The following is a 14,884-nucleotide window of genomic DNA, read 5'->3' on the forward strand; positions in this document are numbered from 1 at the left end:
ACTGCCGCGATGAGTAAGCCGTACTGATGGTGGTCCGCGCATCGGCTGGGTGCGCCCCCTGGTATGGCGTCACTCCCTGCCGCCGCGCTGGCGGCCGATCTCCGGTGCGCTCGCCTAGGGGGTCGGGCACGGCCTGGCGGCCCGGCTGTCGGGTGCAGTTCCGGAGTTCATCACCGGCGGGTCGGGTGCCTGACAGAGTGGGGACATGGCCGGGACGTCGTGGCTGACCGAACGTATCCACCTGGTGGGCGCGGGGACCGGGGTCACCCGGCTGGAGATCTTTCTCGACCTGGTCTTCGTCTACGCCTTCCTCAACGTGACCGGGTTGACTGCGGCGGACCTGAGCGTCGAAGGACTCACCCGGGGCGTGCTGCTGATCGCGCTGCTCTGGTGGTGCTGGGCACCCTATCCCTGGCTGGGCAACTTCCTCCGGCTCGACAGAGGGCTCCTTCCGCTGCTGGTCTACGGGCTGGCTGCGGCCATGTTCCTGGTCGGGGCGAGTCTCCAGGAACTACCGGCCGATAGTCCGGGCGGGCTGCTCGGGCGGATGGTCTTCGTCGTCGGGTACGCCGTCACGCGCCTGAGTCCGATGCTGATCATGGTAGTGGCCCGATGGCGGAACCCCCCGCTCCGCCAGCAGTTCGTCGTCACCATTCCGTTCACCTGCGTCGCGGTGCTGAGCCTGCTGACCGCGGCGCTGCTGCCCGGGTTCCTTGCGCCTGGGCCGGCGGCCGACCTGCTCCGGTTCGGGCTGGTCCTGCTCGCCGTCCTGGTCGACTACAGGGGCGTGTACGTGGTCCGGGCCGGACCATGGACGATCGTCTCGGCGACGTACTGGGCGGAACGGCACGCGCTGATCGTCCTGGTGGCGATCGGCGAGACGATCATCTCGATCGGGGTGAGTCAGGGACTGGCCGTCGTCATTCCCATCACCTGGGCACTGATCGGCGGGATCGTGCTGGGCGTGGCGACCGTCGGGGTGCTCTGGGCGCTCTACTTCGACATCGCCCGGTATTCCGGCGAACAGGCCATGGAACGGGCGACCGGCACGCAGCGGACGCTGATGGGCCTACAGGCGTACACCTTCCTGCACCTGCCGATGATCCTCGGCCTGATCCTGATCGCGTTCGGTTTCAAGGTGGCCCTCGCCGAACTGGGGCACGGCACCGATCGGCTCGGGCTCGGGCCTGTCGCGGTGCTCTACGGCGGGGTGGCGGTCTACCTGCTCGGCCTGACCGGTTTCGAGCGCCGGAACGACCGCAGGTGGGCGCGCTCGCCGCTGCTCGGCACGGCCCTGGTGGCCCTGTTGGTCCCGGTCGCCGCCGGACTGCCGCCCCTCGGGGCGATGGCCGTGCTGGCCGGAGTCGGGATGCTGCTCATGCTCGCCGACCACACTGTCTTCCACAGCCGGCACCGCGAACTGCACCGGCAGGTCGGGCCGACGAAGCGGGAGTCGGGCGGGGTCACCCCCAAGGAGTTCTTCTTCGACCTCGTCTTCGTGTACGCCTTCCTCCAGGTCACCGCGCTGATGGTCGGCGATCCGGGCTGGCGGGGTCTGCTGCGCGGAATGCTGGTGCTGACCGTGCTGTGGTGGGCCTGGTCCTCCTATGCCTGGTTGTCCAACTCGGTGCGCTCCGAGGCCGGTCCGGTGCGCCTGGTGCTGATGGTGGTCACGGTCAACACCCTGGTCATCGCGTTCGTCATCCCTCAGGCGTTCTTCGGCACCAGGGACGGCCTACCCGGCCCGGTGATCTTCGTCTGGTGTTATGCGGTCATCCGGGGGTTGCACCTCCTCTCCGCCTGGTTGTTGGCCAGACGGACACCGGATCTGCGTCGGCAGGTCTACCGGCTGGTGGCGCCGACGGGGATCGCCCTGGCCCTGCTGGCCGTCGCCGTGGCCGCCTGGCTGCGGAGCGGGGACCCGGAGGAGCTGAATCCCGTGCGGCTCTGGCTGTGGGCGGCCGCCATCGCGGTCGACCTGTTCGGTTCCTACCTGCTCGGCCTGCGTGGCTGGCGGATCCGGTCGGTCGGACACTGGGCGGACCGGCACGCCCTGATCATCCTGATCGCCCTGGGCGAGGCGATCATCTCGATGGGCCTCGCGGTGGACGACCGTCGGCTCTCCGTGCTGCTGCTGGTCGCACTGCTGCTCGGGGTCGCCCTGCTGGCCACGCTCTGGTGGGCGTACTTCCGGGTGGACGCGACCATGGCGGAACAGCAGGTCGACGAGACGACGGGTGACCGGCAGACCGCAATGGCCCGGGACGGCTACACCTACCTGCACCTACCGATGGTGGCTGGGGCGGTGCTGGTCTCGTTCGGGCTGCGGGAGACCCTCAACACGGTGGGCGGGTCCCAGGCCGATTCCATGGGGAATCTGCCGCACCTGACCCTGTACGGCGGCGTGGTCTGCTTCCTCCTCGCCGTGAAGGCGTTCCGGTGGCGGACCGGAGGGCGACTCCGGCCCCTCCGGCTGATCTGGACGATCTCACTGGTGGCGCTGGCGCCGGCCACCGCCGGGCTGCCGCTCTTCGTGGCGCTGGTCGTGCTGACCGTCACCTGCCTGGCCTTCGTGACGATCGAGGCGACCCTCTCCCGACCGCACCTGCCGGGCTGACCGGAGTGGCGGGATGGCGGCAAATGGCTGGTCCAACCAGTTGACGGGTTGATGTGGTCTGCCCCACACTCCACGGCATGGCGTTCGCTCCCGTCCCCCGCTCCTCGGTCTCCGACCACGTCTTCGGCCAGATCCGCGACGCGATCGTCAGCGGCGTCTACCGCCCCGACGAGGCACTGCCCGGCGAGCGGGAGCTGGCCGCCACCTTCGGGGTCAACCGGCACGCCGTGCGGGAGGCCCTGCGCCGCCTCCAGCAGCTCGGCCTGGTGCGGGTCAGCCAGGGCGGCGCCACCCGGGTGCTGGACTGGCGGGTGCACGCCGGGCTCGACCTCGCCCTGTCGCTCACCCGCTTCCACGACACCCTGCCGGTGGGCACCCTGGTCCGCGACATGCTGGAGATGCGGGCCTGCATCGGCGTCGACGCGGCCCGGCTCTGCGCCGAGCGCGGCGACCCGGCGGTGCGGGCCGCGATCCTGCGGGCCGTCGAGGAGTACGCGGGCCTGGCGCCGGACCTCACCGGGATGGGCGAGGCCACCATCGTGCTGTGGCGGCACATCGTCGCCGGCTCCGGCAACACCGCCTACCTGTTGGCCTTCAACAGTCTCGTGGCCGGCGCGCTCGCCGTCGGCGAGGTGCCGCCGCAGCGGCGCGCCGCGGAACTGCTCGACGTCGCGGGCCACCGCCGGCTCGCCGACGCCGTCGTCACCGGCCGGGCCGCCGACGCCGCACGCGAGGCACGGGCCCTGCTCACCGCCCCCCTCACCACCCCCGCCGCAGCACCGAGAAGGGAAGCCCGGGCATGATCCCCGCCGTGCTCTACGCCGTACCGGCGTTCCTGCTCCTCATCGTCGTCGAGGCGCTCTCCTACCGGTTCGCCCCCGACGACGGCGAACGCGGATACGAGCTGCGCGACACCGCCACCAGCCTGACCATGGGCGCCGGCAGCCAGGTCATCGGCGTGCCGTGGAAGCTGGCGACGGTCGGCCTCTACGCCGCCGCGTACACCCTCACGCCGATCCAGCTCTCCCCCACCAGCGTCTGGACGTGGGTGCTGCTCTTCTTCGCCGACGACCTCGCCTACTACTGGTTCCACCGCTCCCACCACGAGGTGCGGCTGCTCTGGGCCGGGCACGTGGTGCACCACTCCAGCGTCTTCTTCAACCTCTCCACGGCGCTGCGACAGAGCTGGACCCCGATGACGTCCGTACCGTTCTGGCTGGGCCTGGCCCTGCTCGGCATCCCGCCCTGGATGATCTTCCTCCAGCAGTCGGTCAGCCTGCTGTACCAGTTCTTCCTGCACACCGAGCGGGTCGGCCGGCTGCCTCGACCCGTCGAGTGGTTCTTCAACACGCCCTCGCACCACCGGGTCCACCACGGCGCCAACGCCGAGTACCTCGACCGCAACTACGGCGGCATCCTGATCGTCTGGGACCGGCTGTTCGGCACCTTCGAGCCCGAGCGGGCCACCGTCCGCTACGGCCTGACCAAGAACGTCGGCACGTACAACCCGCTGCGGGTGGCGACGCACGAGTACCGGGCGATCTGGGCCGACGCCCGGGCCGCCTCGTCCTGGCGGCACCGCCTCGGCCACGTGTTCGGCCGGCCGGGCTGGCAGCCCACCCCGCAGGCGCAGCCGGCGGTGGCCCGATGACGATCCTCTGGCTGTTCGGCGTGGTGGCCGCCGTCGAGCTGATCGGCGTGGCGACCGACTCGACCCTCCTGCAGTGGCTGGCCAAGCCCCTGCTCGCGCCGGTGCTGCTGCTCCACCTGCTGCGGGCACGCCGACGCGTCGACCCCGTGGCCGTCGGGCTGGTCTTCGCGACCGGCGGCGACATCGCGCTGCTGCTCTCCGGCGACACGACGTTCCTCGTCGGCATGGGCTGCTTCCTCGGCACCCAGGTGGCCTTCCTGACCGCCTTCCTGCGCCACCGCCGCCCGCCGGTCGTCGCGGTCGCCGCCTACGTCGCCTGCTGGGTGGCGGCCAACCTGGTGCTGTGGAACTCCCTCGGCCCGCTGCGGCTGCCGGTGCTCGGCTACAGCCTCGCGCTCAGCCTGATGGCCGCCGCCGCGGCCGGCGTCTCCCGGCGGGTGGCCCTGGGCGGTGGGCTGTTCCTGGTCTCCGACCTGCTGATCGGGATGGACGCCGCCGGCTCCCGGATCCCCGGGCACGGCCTGGCCGTGATGACCACCTACATCGCGGCCCTGCTGCTGATCACGACCGGCTGGCTGGCGGCCACCGCCGCGGGCAGCCGACCCACGGCCGGCGACCCGGCGCCCAGCCCGGGACCGGTGCCCGACGGCGTACGGTAGCCGCCGCCACGGCGCTCGTCGGTCCCCCGCCGGCCCGACGGGCGCCTGTCCGGACGCCCGGGGCCGGAGCACGCCCTGCGGCACGGGGGCGGCGATCGGCCGGTGGTGGCCGGAGCCGGCATCCCCCGTTCACCCGGGATTCACAAGGCATCCACACGCCGCTCACAGGTTGGCGGGCTTGGCTGGCGCCTGGCCTCGTCCACCTACGAGATCGGTCGCCTCATGCGCAATCCCTTCCGTACCCGACCGGCACCGCCCGGCACCGCCGGGACCGAACCGCAGGGACCGGGCGGTCGCCGGGCCGCGCCGGCCACGGACCGCGACGCCGACCGGGCCGGGCACGGCCTGCGGGCGCCGAGCCGGCAGCACGCCTTCAACCGGTACGAGATCAAGTATCTCGTCGACAGCGGTGCGGCACGGGCCCTGCGCGACGAGTTCGCGGGCCGGATGGACCTCGACAGCCACGGGGACGCCAGCGGGTACGGCGTGTGGAGCGTGTACTACGACACGCCCCGGCTGCGCTTCTACTGGGAGAAGATCGAGGGCCTGCGGTTCCGTCGCAAGCTGCGGATCCGGCACTACGGTGACCGCTTCGCCGTCACCGACGACACCATCGTGTACGTCGAGATCAAGCAGCGGGTGAACCGGGTCACCCAGAAGCGTCGCATCGCCCTGCCGTACCGGCTCGCCCGCGACCTGTGCGACCGCCGCGTGCCGGTCGACCACGACGAGTCCCAGCGCGCCTTCGTCGAGGAGATCCTCGAACTGGTCGGCGGGCTGGACCTGCGGCCGGTCGCGATGACCGGCTACCAGCGGGAGGCCTTCGTCGGCCGGGACGCCGACACGGGCCTACGGGTCACCATGGACCACCGCGTCCGGGGCCGCGACCGGGACTTCCACCTGGGCGCCGACGCGGAGAACCGGCTCATCGTGCCGGCGAAGCTGTCGGTGGTGGAGATCAAGGCCAACGAGCGGGTGCCGTACTGGCTCACCGACCTGGCGGCCCGGTCGAGCATGTCGGTCGTCCGGATGTCCAAGTACTGCCAGAGCGTCGAGGCCTTCGGCCGTGCCCCCCGATCGGTGTTCCACGTCGTCGACGACGATCCCGCCGCCGACCTGTCCCTGACCACCACCGTCACGAGCGAGGCCTGAGAACACCATGGACTTCACCTTCCAGGACCTGTCCGGCACGTTCAGCATCGCGGACGTCGCGATCGCGTTGTCGCTGTCCTTCCTGCTCAGCACGGCCATCGGCTGGGTCTACCGGTTCACCCACCGCAACATCTCCTACAGCCAGTCCTACGTGCAGACGCTGGTGGTCCTCGGCATGCTCATCTCACTGATCATGCTGGTGGTGGGGTCGAACATCGCCCGGGCGTTCGCGTTGGTCGGCGCGTTGTCCGTGGTGCGTTTCCGCAACGCCATCAAGGAGACCCGTGACGTCGGCTTCATCTTCCTGGTGATGGGCGTCGGCATGGCCTGCGGCACCCGCTTCTACACGCTCGCCGTCGTCGCCGCCGTCGCCATCGGCCTGGTCATCCTGGTGATGTACCGCTTCAACTGGTTCGCCTCGCAGGTCCAGCGGCAGGTCGTCAAGGTGCAGGTTCCGCCGGACGGCGACCACACCGGGTCCATCCAGGACGTCCTGATCCGGCTCACCAGCGAGTTCGAGCTCGTCAGCATGGAGACGATCCGCGGCGGCGCGCTGACGGAGATCATGTACACCGTGCGGCTGCGCAAGGGCCACGAGCCGGGCCAGCTGATCGCGGCGCTCAGCGAGCGTACGTCCGGCCAGCGGGTCACGGTGCTGACCGGCTACGACCAGACGGATCTGTGATGCCGGCGCCCTCCGCCGGCCCGCTTCGGAGACTGCGGCGCCGGATCCCCGTCCGCGTCCGGCAGTACTGGCGGCTGCTGGCCGGCTGCGTCGCGTTCGTCGCCGTCCTGACGGTCGGGTTCAGCGCGGTGCGGGTGCACCCGTACGTCACCAGCGGCGGCGGCCGGGCCGGCGACGAGGTCACCCAGGACCTCGCCGGCACCCGGGACCTGTTCGACCCGACCGTCGCGCACCGCATCGCCCTGACGTTCCGCGAGGCGGACTACGAGCGGATGGTCGACGCCTTCGCCAAGGAGGGCGAGAAGGAGTACGTGGAGGCCGACCTCACGATCGACGGCACCACGGTCCCGAGCGTGGGGATCCGGCTCAAGGGCAACTCGACGCTGGCCGGGCTGACCCGTGACGGGGAGAACATCGGCAGGGCCGGCGGACGACCCGGCGGACAGGCCGGTCCGGCCGGGAACGGCGAGCCCGCCGGGGGCGGACCCGACGGCGCACGCCCCGGTGGGCAGCGGCAGGGCGCCACCCCACCCGGCGGCGCTGCCCAACCCGGCGGCGCTGCCCAACCCGGCGGCGGTTTCGGGCCCGGCGGCGGGCGGACCTCCCTGAAGACCGAGGAGCCCGAGACCCTGCCCTGGCTCATCCGCTTCGACGAGTTCGTCGAGGGCCGCCGCTACCAGGGGCACCGGGAGATCGCCGTACGCGTCGGCGGCATGGGCGGCGGGTCGACGGTGCTCAACGAGGCCGTGTCCCTGAGCGTGCTCGCCGAGGCCGGCGAGGCCTCCCCGGCGTACGCGTACTCGCGGTTCGTCGTCAACGACCGGCCGGCCACGGCCCGCCTCGTGGTGGAACACCCGGGCGGCCCCTTCGCCGGCGACCTCGACGGCGACGGCGTGCTCTACAAGTCCCTGGCCACCGGGAGCTTCACCTACCGGGGCGACGACCCCACGGACTACCTGGACGACTTCAGCCAGGTCACCGGCAAGGGCGAGCAGGACCTCCAGCCCGTCATCGACCTGGTGCGTTGGGTCGCCGACAGCAGTGACGCGGAGTTCGACGCGCATCTGGCCGACCACGTCGAGGTGGACTCCTTCGCGCGTTACGTCGCGGCGCAGAACCTGCTGCTCAACTTCGACGACATGGCGGGGCCGGGCCGCAACTACTACCTCTGGTACGACCTGACGACGAAGAAGTTCACGGTCGTCGGTTGGGACTACAACCTGACCTTCAGCGGCAGCGCCGAGCAGGGGCCGCACGACACGGGCCGGATGGGCGGCGGTTTCCCGGGCGGCCAGTTCCGGCCGCCCGGCGGCCAGGTCCCGCAGGGCGGCCAGGTCCCGCAGGGCGGCCAGGTCCCGCAGGGCGGCCAAGCCCCGGAATCCGGTCGAGACCCAGAAGCCGGCCAGGCACCGCAGGGCGCGCGGACGACGGGTCGCACGCCCGGCCAGGGTGACGGAGAACGGGCCGGCGGCGGGCCCGGCGGCGGCCACCGGCTCAAGGAACGCTTCCTCGCCAGCGCCGCCTTCAGGGCCGCCTACGAGAAGGCGTACTGCGAGCTGTACGGCGAGTTCTACGCCGACGGGACAGCGCTCACGGCGCTGGACGACCTCGCCGGGGTGGTCGCCACCATCGACGGGCACGACGCGCAGAGCCTCGCCACCGATGCGGAGCGGCTGCGTACGCTGATCCGGGAGCGCACCTCGTCCCTCGCCACGAACGAGGTGATCACGAAGGGCTGACCCGGTGGCGGGCCCGGCCGACCGGCCGGGCCCGCCACCACCACGGTCAGTTGTACGGCATCGTCGGGAACCAGCCCACCCCGAAGATCGCGGGCACGCGCAGGTCCCAGTACACGACGGTGAAGACGCCCAGCGCGACCAGCAGCGCGCCGGTCACGGTCGCGGCGCGCCGCGGCGACGCCATCCAGGCGAGGAACCGGCCCCGGCTGGCCAGGATGAGGACCGCGAAGAGCGCCGCGACGATCAGCACGTTGCCCAGCGACTGGAGGGCGAAGGCGAGTGCGCCGTACGCCGGGTTGCCGGTGTCGACCGCCCAGTGGAACAGCTTGTTGAACAGCGGGTACGGCCGGCCGACCAGGAACCCCCCGACCAGGGCGCCCATGACCACGACCCGCGCCACCGGCCGCCGCGCGAAGACGTCGGGCAGCAGGCCGAGGGCCGCGAGCCCGAGGTAGGTCAGCGCGAGACCGATCAGGCCGAAGACCACCGACGACTGGATCAGGCGTACGGGCATCCCGCCCACGGTGTCGGTGGACAGCTGCGGCAGCCGTTCGCCGAGGAGCACCCCGAGCGCGCCGTAGGTCGCCGACACCGCCAGCATGCCGACCGTCAACCAGGCGACGGGCCGCAGCAGCGACCGTACGCCGTGGCGGTGCCCAGCCGCGCCGGCCTGGCTCATCGGGCCGACCGAGGCCGCCATCGCGATGTTGCAGGCGGTGAAGGTCCCCGCGAAGCCGGACACGAAGGCGAACAGCAGCCCCGCCGCGGTGCCGGTGATGGCGGTGCCCTTCGCGTCGTGGCCCAGCAGGGTGTCGGCGACGGTGTCGCCGATCACCGAGTCCACCAGCTCGAACGACCAGAGCACGGCGAGCAGCACGCCCGCCGCGGCGCTGATCACCGCCGTCCGTCCGGGGCGGGCCACCGGCCGGGGCACGGATTCCGGCGACGCACCTCGCGGTGGGGCCTGCGGGCTGTGGTGCACGCTCATCGCCACGCTCTCCTCTCTGCCATGCGGGTCGGTCGGAACGTGGTCCGTCGCCGGCGCGCCCACCCGGGGCCGCGCCGGCGACGGACCGCCCGTGCGTCAGGTGACGGCGGGCCGCACCTCCGGCGTGCTCGCACGCCGGGAGCGGTCACGCAGCCAGATGCCCCACCAGAGCAGGCCCCGGGCGAGACAGACGATCGTCACGGCGAAGAAGAGCGTGTAGACGACGTTGAAGGCGATCAGTACGCCGTACACGCCGGCGACGCTCGCGCCGAACATGAACTGGGCCCGGCCCGAGGTGGGCGTCGTGCCCGGGTCGGTGATCATGTAGTTGGTGAACAGCACGAACGCGACGCCGGTGATCGGCAGCAGGGCCGCCCAGAGCGCGACGTCCCAGATGAAGTGCCGCACGAGCGCCTGGATGACGAAGCCGCCGACCCAGCCCACGATCAGCGGGATCTTCTTGGTGAGCACCCCGTTGAGCACGGTGCCGGCCGTCAGGATGACCAGCGGCACGAGGATCCGGATCATGTCCGGCACGTCCTCGGTGAAGTGGTACGGCGGGGCGATGTTGACCCACGAGAACGCCACCAGGGTCACCGTGATGCCGAAGTTCGACGGGTTCATGAAGTGCCGCATGCGGCCCCTGATCGGCGCCAGGAAGATCGCCTTCTGACCGATGGAGACGACCACCGCGAAGGCGATGGGCCAGAAGTTGTCGTTGGCGTAGAGCAGCATGTTCGCGGCGAGCGCGGTGATGTGGGTGGGCAGCAGGAACGTGTACATCCCCCAGGCGCCGTTGCCGAGGAAGGCGGGGCGGCGCTTGTTCGCCCGTGCGGTGACCAGCTCGACCACGATCTCGGTGGCGTAGCCGATGGCCAGGGCGAAGAAGGGCCAGGTCCAGGGCTGTTCGAAGCCGAGCACCGTGTAGCCGAGGATGTTGAAGATGCTCATGGAGAGGGCGAAGTTGCGCAGGGCCAGGTAGCGGGGGTCGCGCCGGTCGATGCGCGGGGGCGCCCCGGTCGTGGCCGCCACCGAGGCGTTGCGGTCGAAGGTGACGGTCGGCGCCGGGCCGACCGGGGCGTCGGCGACCGCGGTGCCCCCCACCCCCCGCACGTCACTGCCGGTACGGGCGCTGTCTCGGACGTCGGTCATTTCGGCATCTCCTGGGCTTTGTCCGTGAGCATGATCGTGTGCCAGCCCGCGGCGAGGTCGAGGGTCTGCTTGTGCACGGCACCGTTGAGGTCGCGCCAGGCGATCTCCGCCGAGACCGGCTTGGCGCCGGCGTCGCCGAGACCGAAGAAGACGTCGAAGCTGCGCTTGCCCGAGTGACCGCTGCCGCCGTCGAGCTGGGCGACGCGGGTACGACCGTCCGCGGTCTTCACCCGGACCTGGGCCCCGTACGCGGGCGTGCCGCGGCCGTCCTCACCGGGGCGGCACAGGCGCAGGCCGAGGAAGTTGCCGCTGCCGGGCTTGTCGTTGCGGTAGTAGGACGGGGCGCCCCACTGGCGGGCCACCGCGAAGTCCTGGCCCCCGTCGCCGTTGGTGTCGGCGACGGCCACGCCGCGGCTCGGGGTGCTGTCGGTCATGCCGAGCTCGGCGCTGATGTTCGCGTAGCGCCCGTTCTTCTCCCGCACCCAGAACGCGAACGGCTCGGAGCCGGCGATGTCGTCGCCCGGCTCGGCCTTCGGCCACATGGCCGGGTTGCGGAGCATGAGGTCGTTGCTCATGGCCAGTTCCTGCAACCAGGACCAACGATTGATCTTGCCCTTGACGAACCCGGCGGTCTGGACCACCGACATCTCGCCGCTGTTGTCGAAGTCCGCGATCTTGGCGTCCCAGCCCCAGCCGACCCAGGCCATGTTGAGCTCGGCGGCCTTGTTGTCGAAGACGGCCTTGCCCTCGCTCAACCGCTTGCGGGCGTCGGCCAGGCTCGACGAGTTGTTGCGCCAGACGAAGTTGCTCTCCTCCAGGCCCCAGGAGGTGGTGATGTTGCTGACGAACATGTCGAACTTGCCGGTGCCGCCGAGGTCGCCGAACTCGATGGACATGCCCTTGAACGAGTCGTGGCCGACCACCATGGACTTCGGGGTGAGCGCGCCGCGGCGGCCCTCCGCCACCGCGAAGCGGATCTGTCCCGGCGTGGAGACGTTGTGGAAGAAGCGGTCCCGGCCGAAGTCGTTGGCGAGGTACAGCTCGGGCAGCAGGTCGCCGTCGATGTCGGCGGAACCGGCGCCGAGGGTCCAGCCGGTGGCGTACTGCGGCGGGATGGCGGACTGCTCGACGTACGTGGCGGTCGGCTTGTCGCCGCTGGTGGCGGCGGTCCAGCGCAGCACGTGCGCCCCGCCGGCGTTCTGCGCGCGGGACAGCGAGTGGTTCATCTCGACGTTCGGCTGGCCGACCGGGTCGAGCACCTGGCTGTCGGGGAAGTAGTTGAAGACGCCGATGTCCGGCCGGCCGTCGCCGTCGAAGTCCGCGACGGCGACCGCGTTGGTGTTCCAGAACTTGCCCTGGTACTCGCCGCTGGAGGAGGACGGCTGACCGATCAGTTCGGTCGGGTGGTAGGTCCCCAGGGCCAGCGGTCCCGCGGCGGAGGCGCGGTGCAGGAACAGCACCGGCGTGCGGCCCCAGTAGTAGGCCAGCAGATCGGTGCGCCCGTCGCCGTTGAAGTCGCCGGGCACGCAGCCCATCGGCGCCATCGACTTGTGGGTGGGCAGGGGCGCGGGGTCCAGCACGAAGGGCGCGTACCGGGCGGGCCCGTCGGGCGACGGCGTGACGATGACGCTGTCGCTGCGGGTGTCGACCAGGCAGAGGTCGTTGGCGATCATGTCGCCGTCGAGGTCGTTGGCCGCGACGGCGGCGCCGACCGACGACACCCAGGCGCGGATGTGCTCGTACTCGGGGTTGACCGGTCGCACGGACCGCTCGGGCAGGCCGGGCGGCAGCGCGATCGGCAGCTCGGTGAAGCCGAACCGCGACGCCAGCGTCTGACGCTCCTCGGCCGACGCGCTGGGCAGCCGGGCGACGGCGAAGAACGCGGCCACGAGGACCAGCACGAAGACAGCGGGAATGATTCGGCGGATGGCGCCGACGGGTTGGGATGGCAAGGGGTTCCCCTCCAGATTGGGCCACCACCCGTGCCGTGCAGCGGCTGATCTCGCCGTGCGGCCGGGTCTGGCGACGGGCAGTGTCACCGACCGAGAAATGGAGCGAATTGTCCCGGCGACAATTTTTTCGCTGTCATCCATCGGCAGTTCATTGCCGCAGGAACGGGGCATTCACTCACGTGGGGCGCTACGGCGTACGTGGCCGGCGCTGCCCATTCTCAGCCGATCGAGGCATGGCGTGCGGTCCCTTCACGATGCCTGGTGAACCGGCCGCGAAAGTCGCCGCCGGCCCACTTATGGTCGCGGGAGCACGGCTTGAGTTCTTCTCAAAAGTTGCTCAGTGACCGACGAGGGCGCACACCTTACCGGCCGGTTGGATCCGGCATCTCACCCGTTACAGGCCCGCACTCAACCGCATTCAGCGGGAATCGCAGGGCGGCGTGGTGCTCGTGCGCCATGCGGCGCAGGGCGGACAGGGCGACCCCGAACAGGACGCTGCGCACGATCGCGGGACCCTTCTCGGCCCCCCCGTCGCCGGCGAGCAGGTCGAGTTCCGCGACGACGAGCTGCTCGGCGGCGCGGGCGTAGGAGAGGAAGAAGGGGGCGTCGGCCTCGCAGCCGAGGCTGCGCAGCCCGGCCAGCACCTGCGCCAGCACCTCGCCGCCGGAGGCACTGGTCTCGCGGGACCAGCCGAGCGCGTCGGCGAACTCGGCCACCTCCGTGCGTGCGCAGTCCACGGCGGCCCTGCCCAGCGTCTCCGATCCGTCGAGGTAGAGGGCGCGGTCCAGCACCTGGTACGCGTCGCGCAGACTGACCGCGTCGTCGTCGATGGCCGCCAGGATCTCCCGGACCGAGGAGAGGTCGAGACCGGCGATCCCGCTCAGGGTCCGGATCAGCCGGATGCGGCGCAGGTGCCGCTCGCTGTAGTCCGCCTGGTTGCGACCGGTGGGCAGGCCCGCCGGAAGCAATCCCTCACGCAGATAGAACTTGATCGTCGGGACCGACACGCCACTCTGTCGACTGAGCTCCGAGATACGCACGCGTCCTCCGCCCTGGCGAACGTTTGGGCAATCTTGCCATAGAGATCGATCGCTAGCCATTGATCGATGCTCATCCACGGCGGATCGGACACGCCGGCGACGAGGGCGCCGGGCCGCTTGATCGCCACGCATCGGAACGCGCCGCCGATGTCCGAAAAATTACGCTAAGGATTGATAGAAGGCGGCGCGGATACTGGCGAGTTCCACAATACGAAGCGCAATCTTAGCGATCTTCGTCCGGAACGTACAGTGGCACGTGCCAATTCTGGGCAAGAATTGATAAGCCCCCCCTCGTCACTCCGCGCTACGCTCCGAACGCAGAACGTGTTGACCGGCCGTCCGGCCTGGGCTAGCATCGACTGCGGTTAGCGGGGAATAGTGGCGGTCGATGCTCCCAAATGACTCGGCCCAATTCGCCACATCCACACATTGGGATTGTCCGCAATCCGGGGGAGACAAATGCACGACAGCGCAGAGCAGGCAGTGGAACGAGCGATCGACACGATGCGCAGCAATTTATCGGAGCAGTTGACGGTGGACGACATGGCACGCGCAGCCATGTTCAGCAAGTTCCACTTCACGCGGATCTTCCAGCGGGTCACCGGCATCTCGCCCGGTCGGTTCCTGTCCGCGATCCGCCTGCAGGAGGCCAAGCGGCTGCTCACCACGACCAGGCTCAACGTCACGGACATCAGCCTCCGGGTGGGCTACAACAGCGTCGGCACGTTCAGCACCAGGTTCACCAAGAGCGTCGGCCTGCCACCCACCACGTACCGGCGGATGGGCGGTTTCGCCCCGCGCATCCCCATCCAACGCCCGTCGGGCCAGACGCAGGGCACCATCACCGGGCGGGTCACCGCCCCCGCCCGCGGGCCGGTGCCCGGGCCCATCTTCATGGGGCTGTTCCAGCACCGTATCCCCGAGGGCCCGCCGGCACGCTGCGCCATCATGGAGTCGCCGGGCGTCTACCGCTTCGTGAACGTGCCCGACGGCACCTGGTACCTGCTGTGCCACTCCGTCTCGGGCGACGTGCTCCGGCTCCAGCAGGACAGCGTGATGGTGTCCGCGGTGGGTCCACTGGTCGTCCGCGGCCGGCAGACCCTGACCGCGGACGCCCACCTCAAGCAGGTGTCCAAGATAGACCCACCGGTGCTCCTGGCCCTGCTCGACAGCCGGAAGGCGGCGAGCGAACGCCAGGCCCAGGGGGAGAACCGGGCCGAGGTGTACGCGGCCTGACCCGCCCCGGCGG

At 70.7% G+C, this 14,884-nt stretch carries 12 protein-coding genes; 8 read left to right on the forward strand and 4 right to left on the reverse strand.

Annotated elements, in window-relative coordinates; all coding sequences use genetic code 11:
* Positions 1 to 205: 205 nt before the first annotated feature.
* From ACN27A_RS06770 to ACN27A_RS06800, 7 genes are all read left to right on the forward strand, one after another.
* A complete protein-coding gene (locus ACN27A_RS06770) occupies positions 206 to 2,617 on the forward strand; it encodes a low temperature requirement protein A (protein WP_421450449.1) in 2,412 nt (803 codons plus the stop codon).
* A 77-nt stretch (positions 2,618 to 2,694) separates the two neighbouring features.
* Positions 2,695 to 3,420, forward strand: coding sequence for a FadR/GntR family transcriptional regulator (locus ACN27A_RS06775; protein ID WP_421450450.1), 726 nt, complete (start codon positions 2,695 to 2,697; stop codon positions 3,418 to 3,420).
* A complete protein-coding gene (locus ACN27A_RS06780; RefSeq protein WP_357580920.1) occupies positions 3,417 to 4,268 on the forward strand; it encodes a sterol desaturase family protein in 852 nt (283 codons plus the stop codon). Before ACN27A_RS06775 ends, ACN27A_RS06780 begins: the two co-directional genes overlap by 4 nt.
* Complete coding sequence (locus ACN27A_RS06785) at positions 4,265 to 4,927, forward strand: lysoplasmalogenase (protein WP_421450452.1); 663 nt, start codon at positions 4,265 to 4,267, stop codon at positions 4,925 to 4,927. The genes ACN27A_RS06780 and ACN27A_RS06785 overlap by 4 nt, the downstream gene beginning before the upstream one ends.
* Positions 4,928 to 5,149: 222 nt before the next feature.
* Positions 5,150 to 6,079 (forward strand): polyphosphate polymerase domain-containing protein, encoded by a 930-nt coding sequence (locus tag ACN27A_RS06790; RefSeq protein ID WP_421450454.1) that lies wholly within the window; start codon positions 5,150 to 5,152, stop codon positions 6,077 to 6,079.
* Positions 6,080 to 6,086: 7 nt separating this feature from the next.
* Positions 6,087 to 6,764, forward strand: a complete 678-nt coding sequence (locus ACN27A_RS06795) for a DUF4956 domain-containing protein (protein WP_421450456.1) — start codon at positions 6,087 to 6,089, stop codon at positions 6,762 to 6,764.
* On the forward strand, positions 6,764 to 8,503 hold the full coding sequence (locus tag ACN27A_RS06800; RefSeq protein WP_421450458.1) for a CotH kinase family protein: 1,740 nt from the start codon (positions 6,764 to 6,766) through the stop codon (positions 8,501 to 8,503). Before ACN27A_RS06795 ends, ACN27A_RS06800 begins: the two co-directional genes overlap by 1 nt.
* A 46-nt stretch (positions 8,504 to 8,549) precedes the next feature.
* Here ACN27A_RS06800 and ACN27A_RS06805 read toward each other — a convergent pair whose 3' ends face one another.
* The 4 genes from ACN27A_RS06805 to ACN27A_RS06820 all read right to left on the reverse strand — a co-directional run bounded on the left by ACN27A_RS06805 (position 8,550) and on the right by ACN27A_RS06820 (position 13,635).
* Complete coding sequence (locus ACN27A_RS06805) at positions 8,550 to 9,491, reverse strand: hypothetical protein (RefSeq protein ID WP_421450460.1); 942 nt, start codon at positions 9,489 to 9,491, stop codon at positions 8,550 to 8,552.
* Between the two features lie 96 nt (positions 9,492 to 9,587).
* Positions 9,588 to 10,643 (reverse strand): enediyne biosynthesis protein, encoded by a 1,056-nt coding sequence (locus ACN27A_RS06810; RefSeq protein ID WP_421450462.1) that lies wholly within the window; start codon positions 10,641 to 10,643, stop codon positions 9,588 to 9,590.
* Positions 10,640 to 12,544, reverse strand: a complete 1,905-nt coding sequence (locus ACN27A_RS06815) for a CRTAC1 family protein (RefSeq protein WP_421458392.1) — start codon at positions 12,542 to 12,544, stop codon at positions 10,640 to 10,642. Before ACN27A_RS06815 ends, ACN27A_RS06810 begins: the two co-directional genes overlap by 4 nt.
* A gap of 413 nt (positions 12,545 to 12,957) precedes the next feature.
* Complete coding sequence (locus ACN27A_RS06820; RefSeq protein ID WP_421450463.1) at positions 12,958 to 13,635, reverse strand: MerR family transcriptional regulator; 678 nt, start codon at positions 13,633 to 13,635, stop codon at positions 12,958 to 12,960.
* A 459-nt stretch (positions 13,636 to 14,094) separates the two neighbouring features.
* Between ACN27A_RS06820 and ACN27A_RS06825 the strand changes: the two genes are divergently transcribed.
* Positions 14,095 to 14,871: a helix-turn-helix domain-containing protein gene (locus tag ACN27A_RS06825; RefSeq protein WP_421450465.1), complete on the forward strand. Its 777-nt coding sequence runs from the start codon at positions 14,095 to 14,097 to the stop codon at positions 14,869 to 14,871.
* Positions 14,872 to 14,884: the final 13 nt, after the last annotated feature.

The organism is Micromonospora sp. WMMD737 (genome assembly GCF_049179055.1).
In the GTDB taxonomy this organism is placed as follows: Bacteria; Actinomycetota; Actinomycetes; order Mycobacteriales; family Micromonosporaceae; genus Micromonospora; species Micromonospora reichwaldensis.

What these genes read in the sequence shown, in the direction of transcription:
- ACN27A_RS06785 (WP_421450452.1), top strand. Translation starts at nt 4,265, where the DNA reads ATGACGATCCTCTGGCTGTTCGGCGTGGTGGCCGCCGTCGAGCTGATC.
- ACN27A_RS06810 (WP_421450462.1), bottom strand. Translation starts at nt 10,643, where the DNA reads ATGACCGACGTCCGAGACAGCGCCCGTACCGGCAGTGACGTGCGGGGG.
- ACN27A_RS06795 (WP_421450456.1), top strand. Translation starts at nt 6,087, where the DNA reads ATGGACTTCACCTTCCAGGACCTGTCCGGCACGTTCAGCATCGCGGAC.
- ACN27A_RS06805 (WP_421450460.1), bottom strand. Translation starts at nt 9,491, where the DNA reads ATGAGCGTGCACCACAGCCCGCAGGCCCCACCGCGAGGTGCGTCGCCG.
- ACN27A_RS06800 (WP_421450458.1), top strand. Translation starts at nt 6,764, where the DNA reads ATGCCGGCGCCCTCCGCCGGCCCGCTTCGGAGACTGCGGCGCCGGATC.
- ACN27A_RS06825 (WP_421450465.1), top strand. Translation starts at nt 14,095, where the DNA reads ATGCACGACAGCGCAGAGCAGGCAGTGGAACGAGCGATCGACACGATG.
- ACN27A_RS06790 (WP_421450454.1), top strand. Translation starts at nt 5,150, where the DNA reads ATGCGCAATCCCTTCCGTACCCGACCGGCACCGCCCGGCACCGCCGGG.
- ACN27A_RS06770 (WP_421450449.1), top strand. Translation starts at nt 206, where the DNA reads ATGGCCGGGACGTCGTGGCTGACCGAACGTATCCACCTGGTGGGCGCG.
- ACN27A_RS06780 (WP_357580920.1), top strand. Translation starts at nt 3,417, where the DNA reads ATGATCCCCGCCGTGCTCTACGCCGTACCGGCGTTCCTGCTCCTCATC.
- ACN27A_RS06775 (WP_421450450.1), top strand. Translation starts at nt 2,695, where the DNA reads ATGGCGTTCGCTCCCGTCCCCCGCTCCTCGGTCTCCGACCACGTCTTC.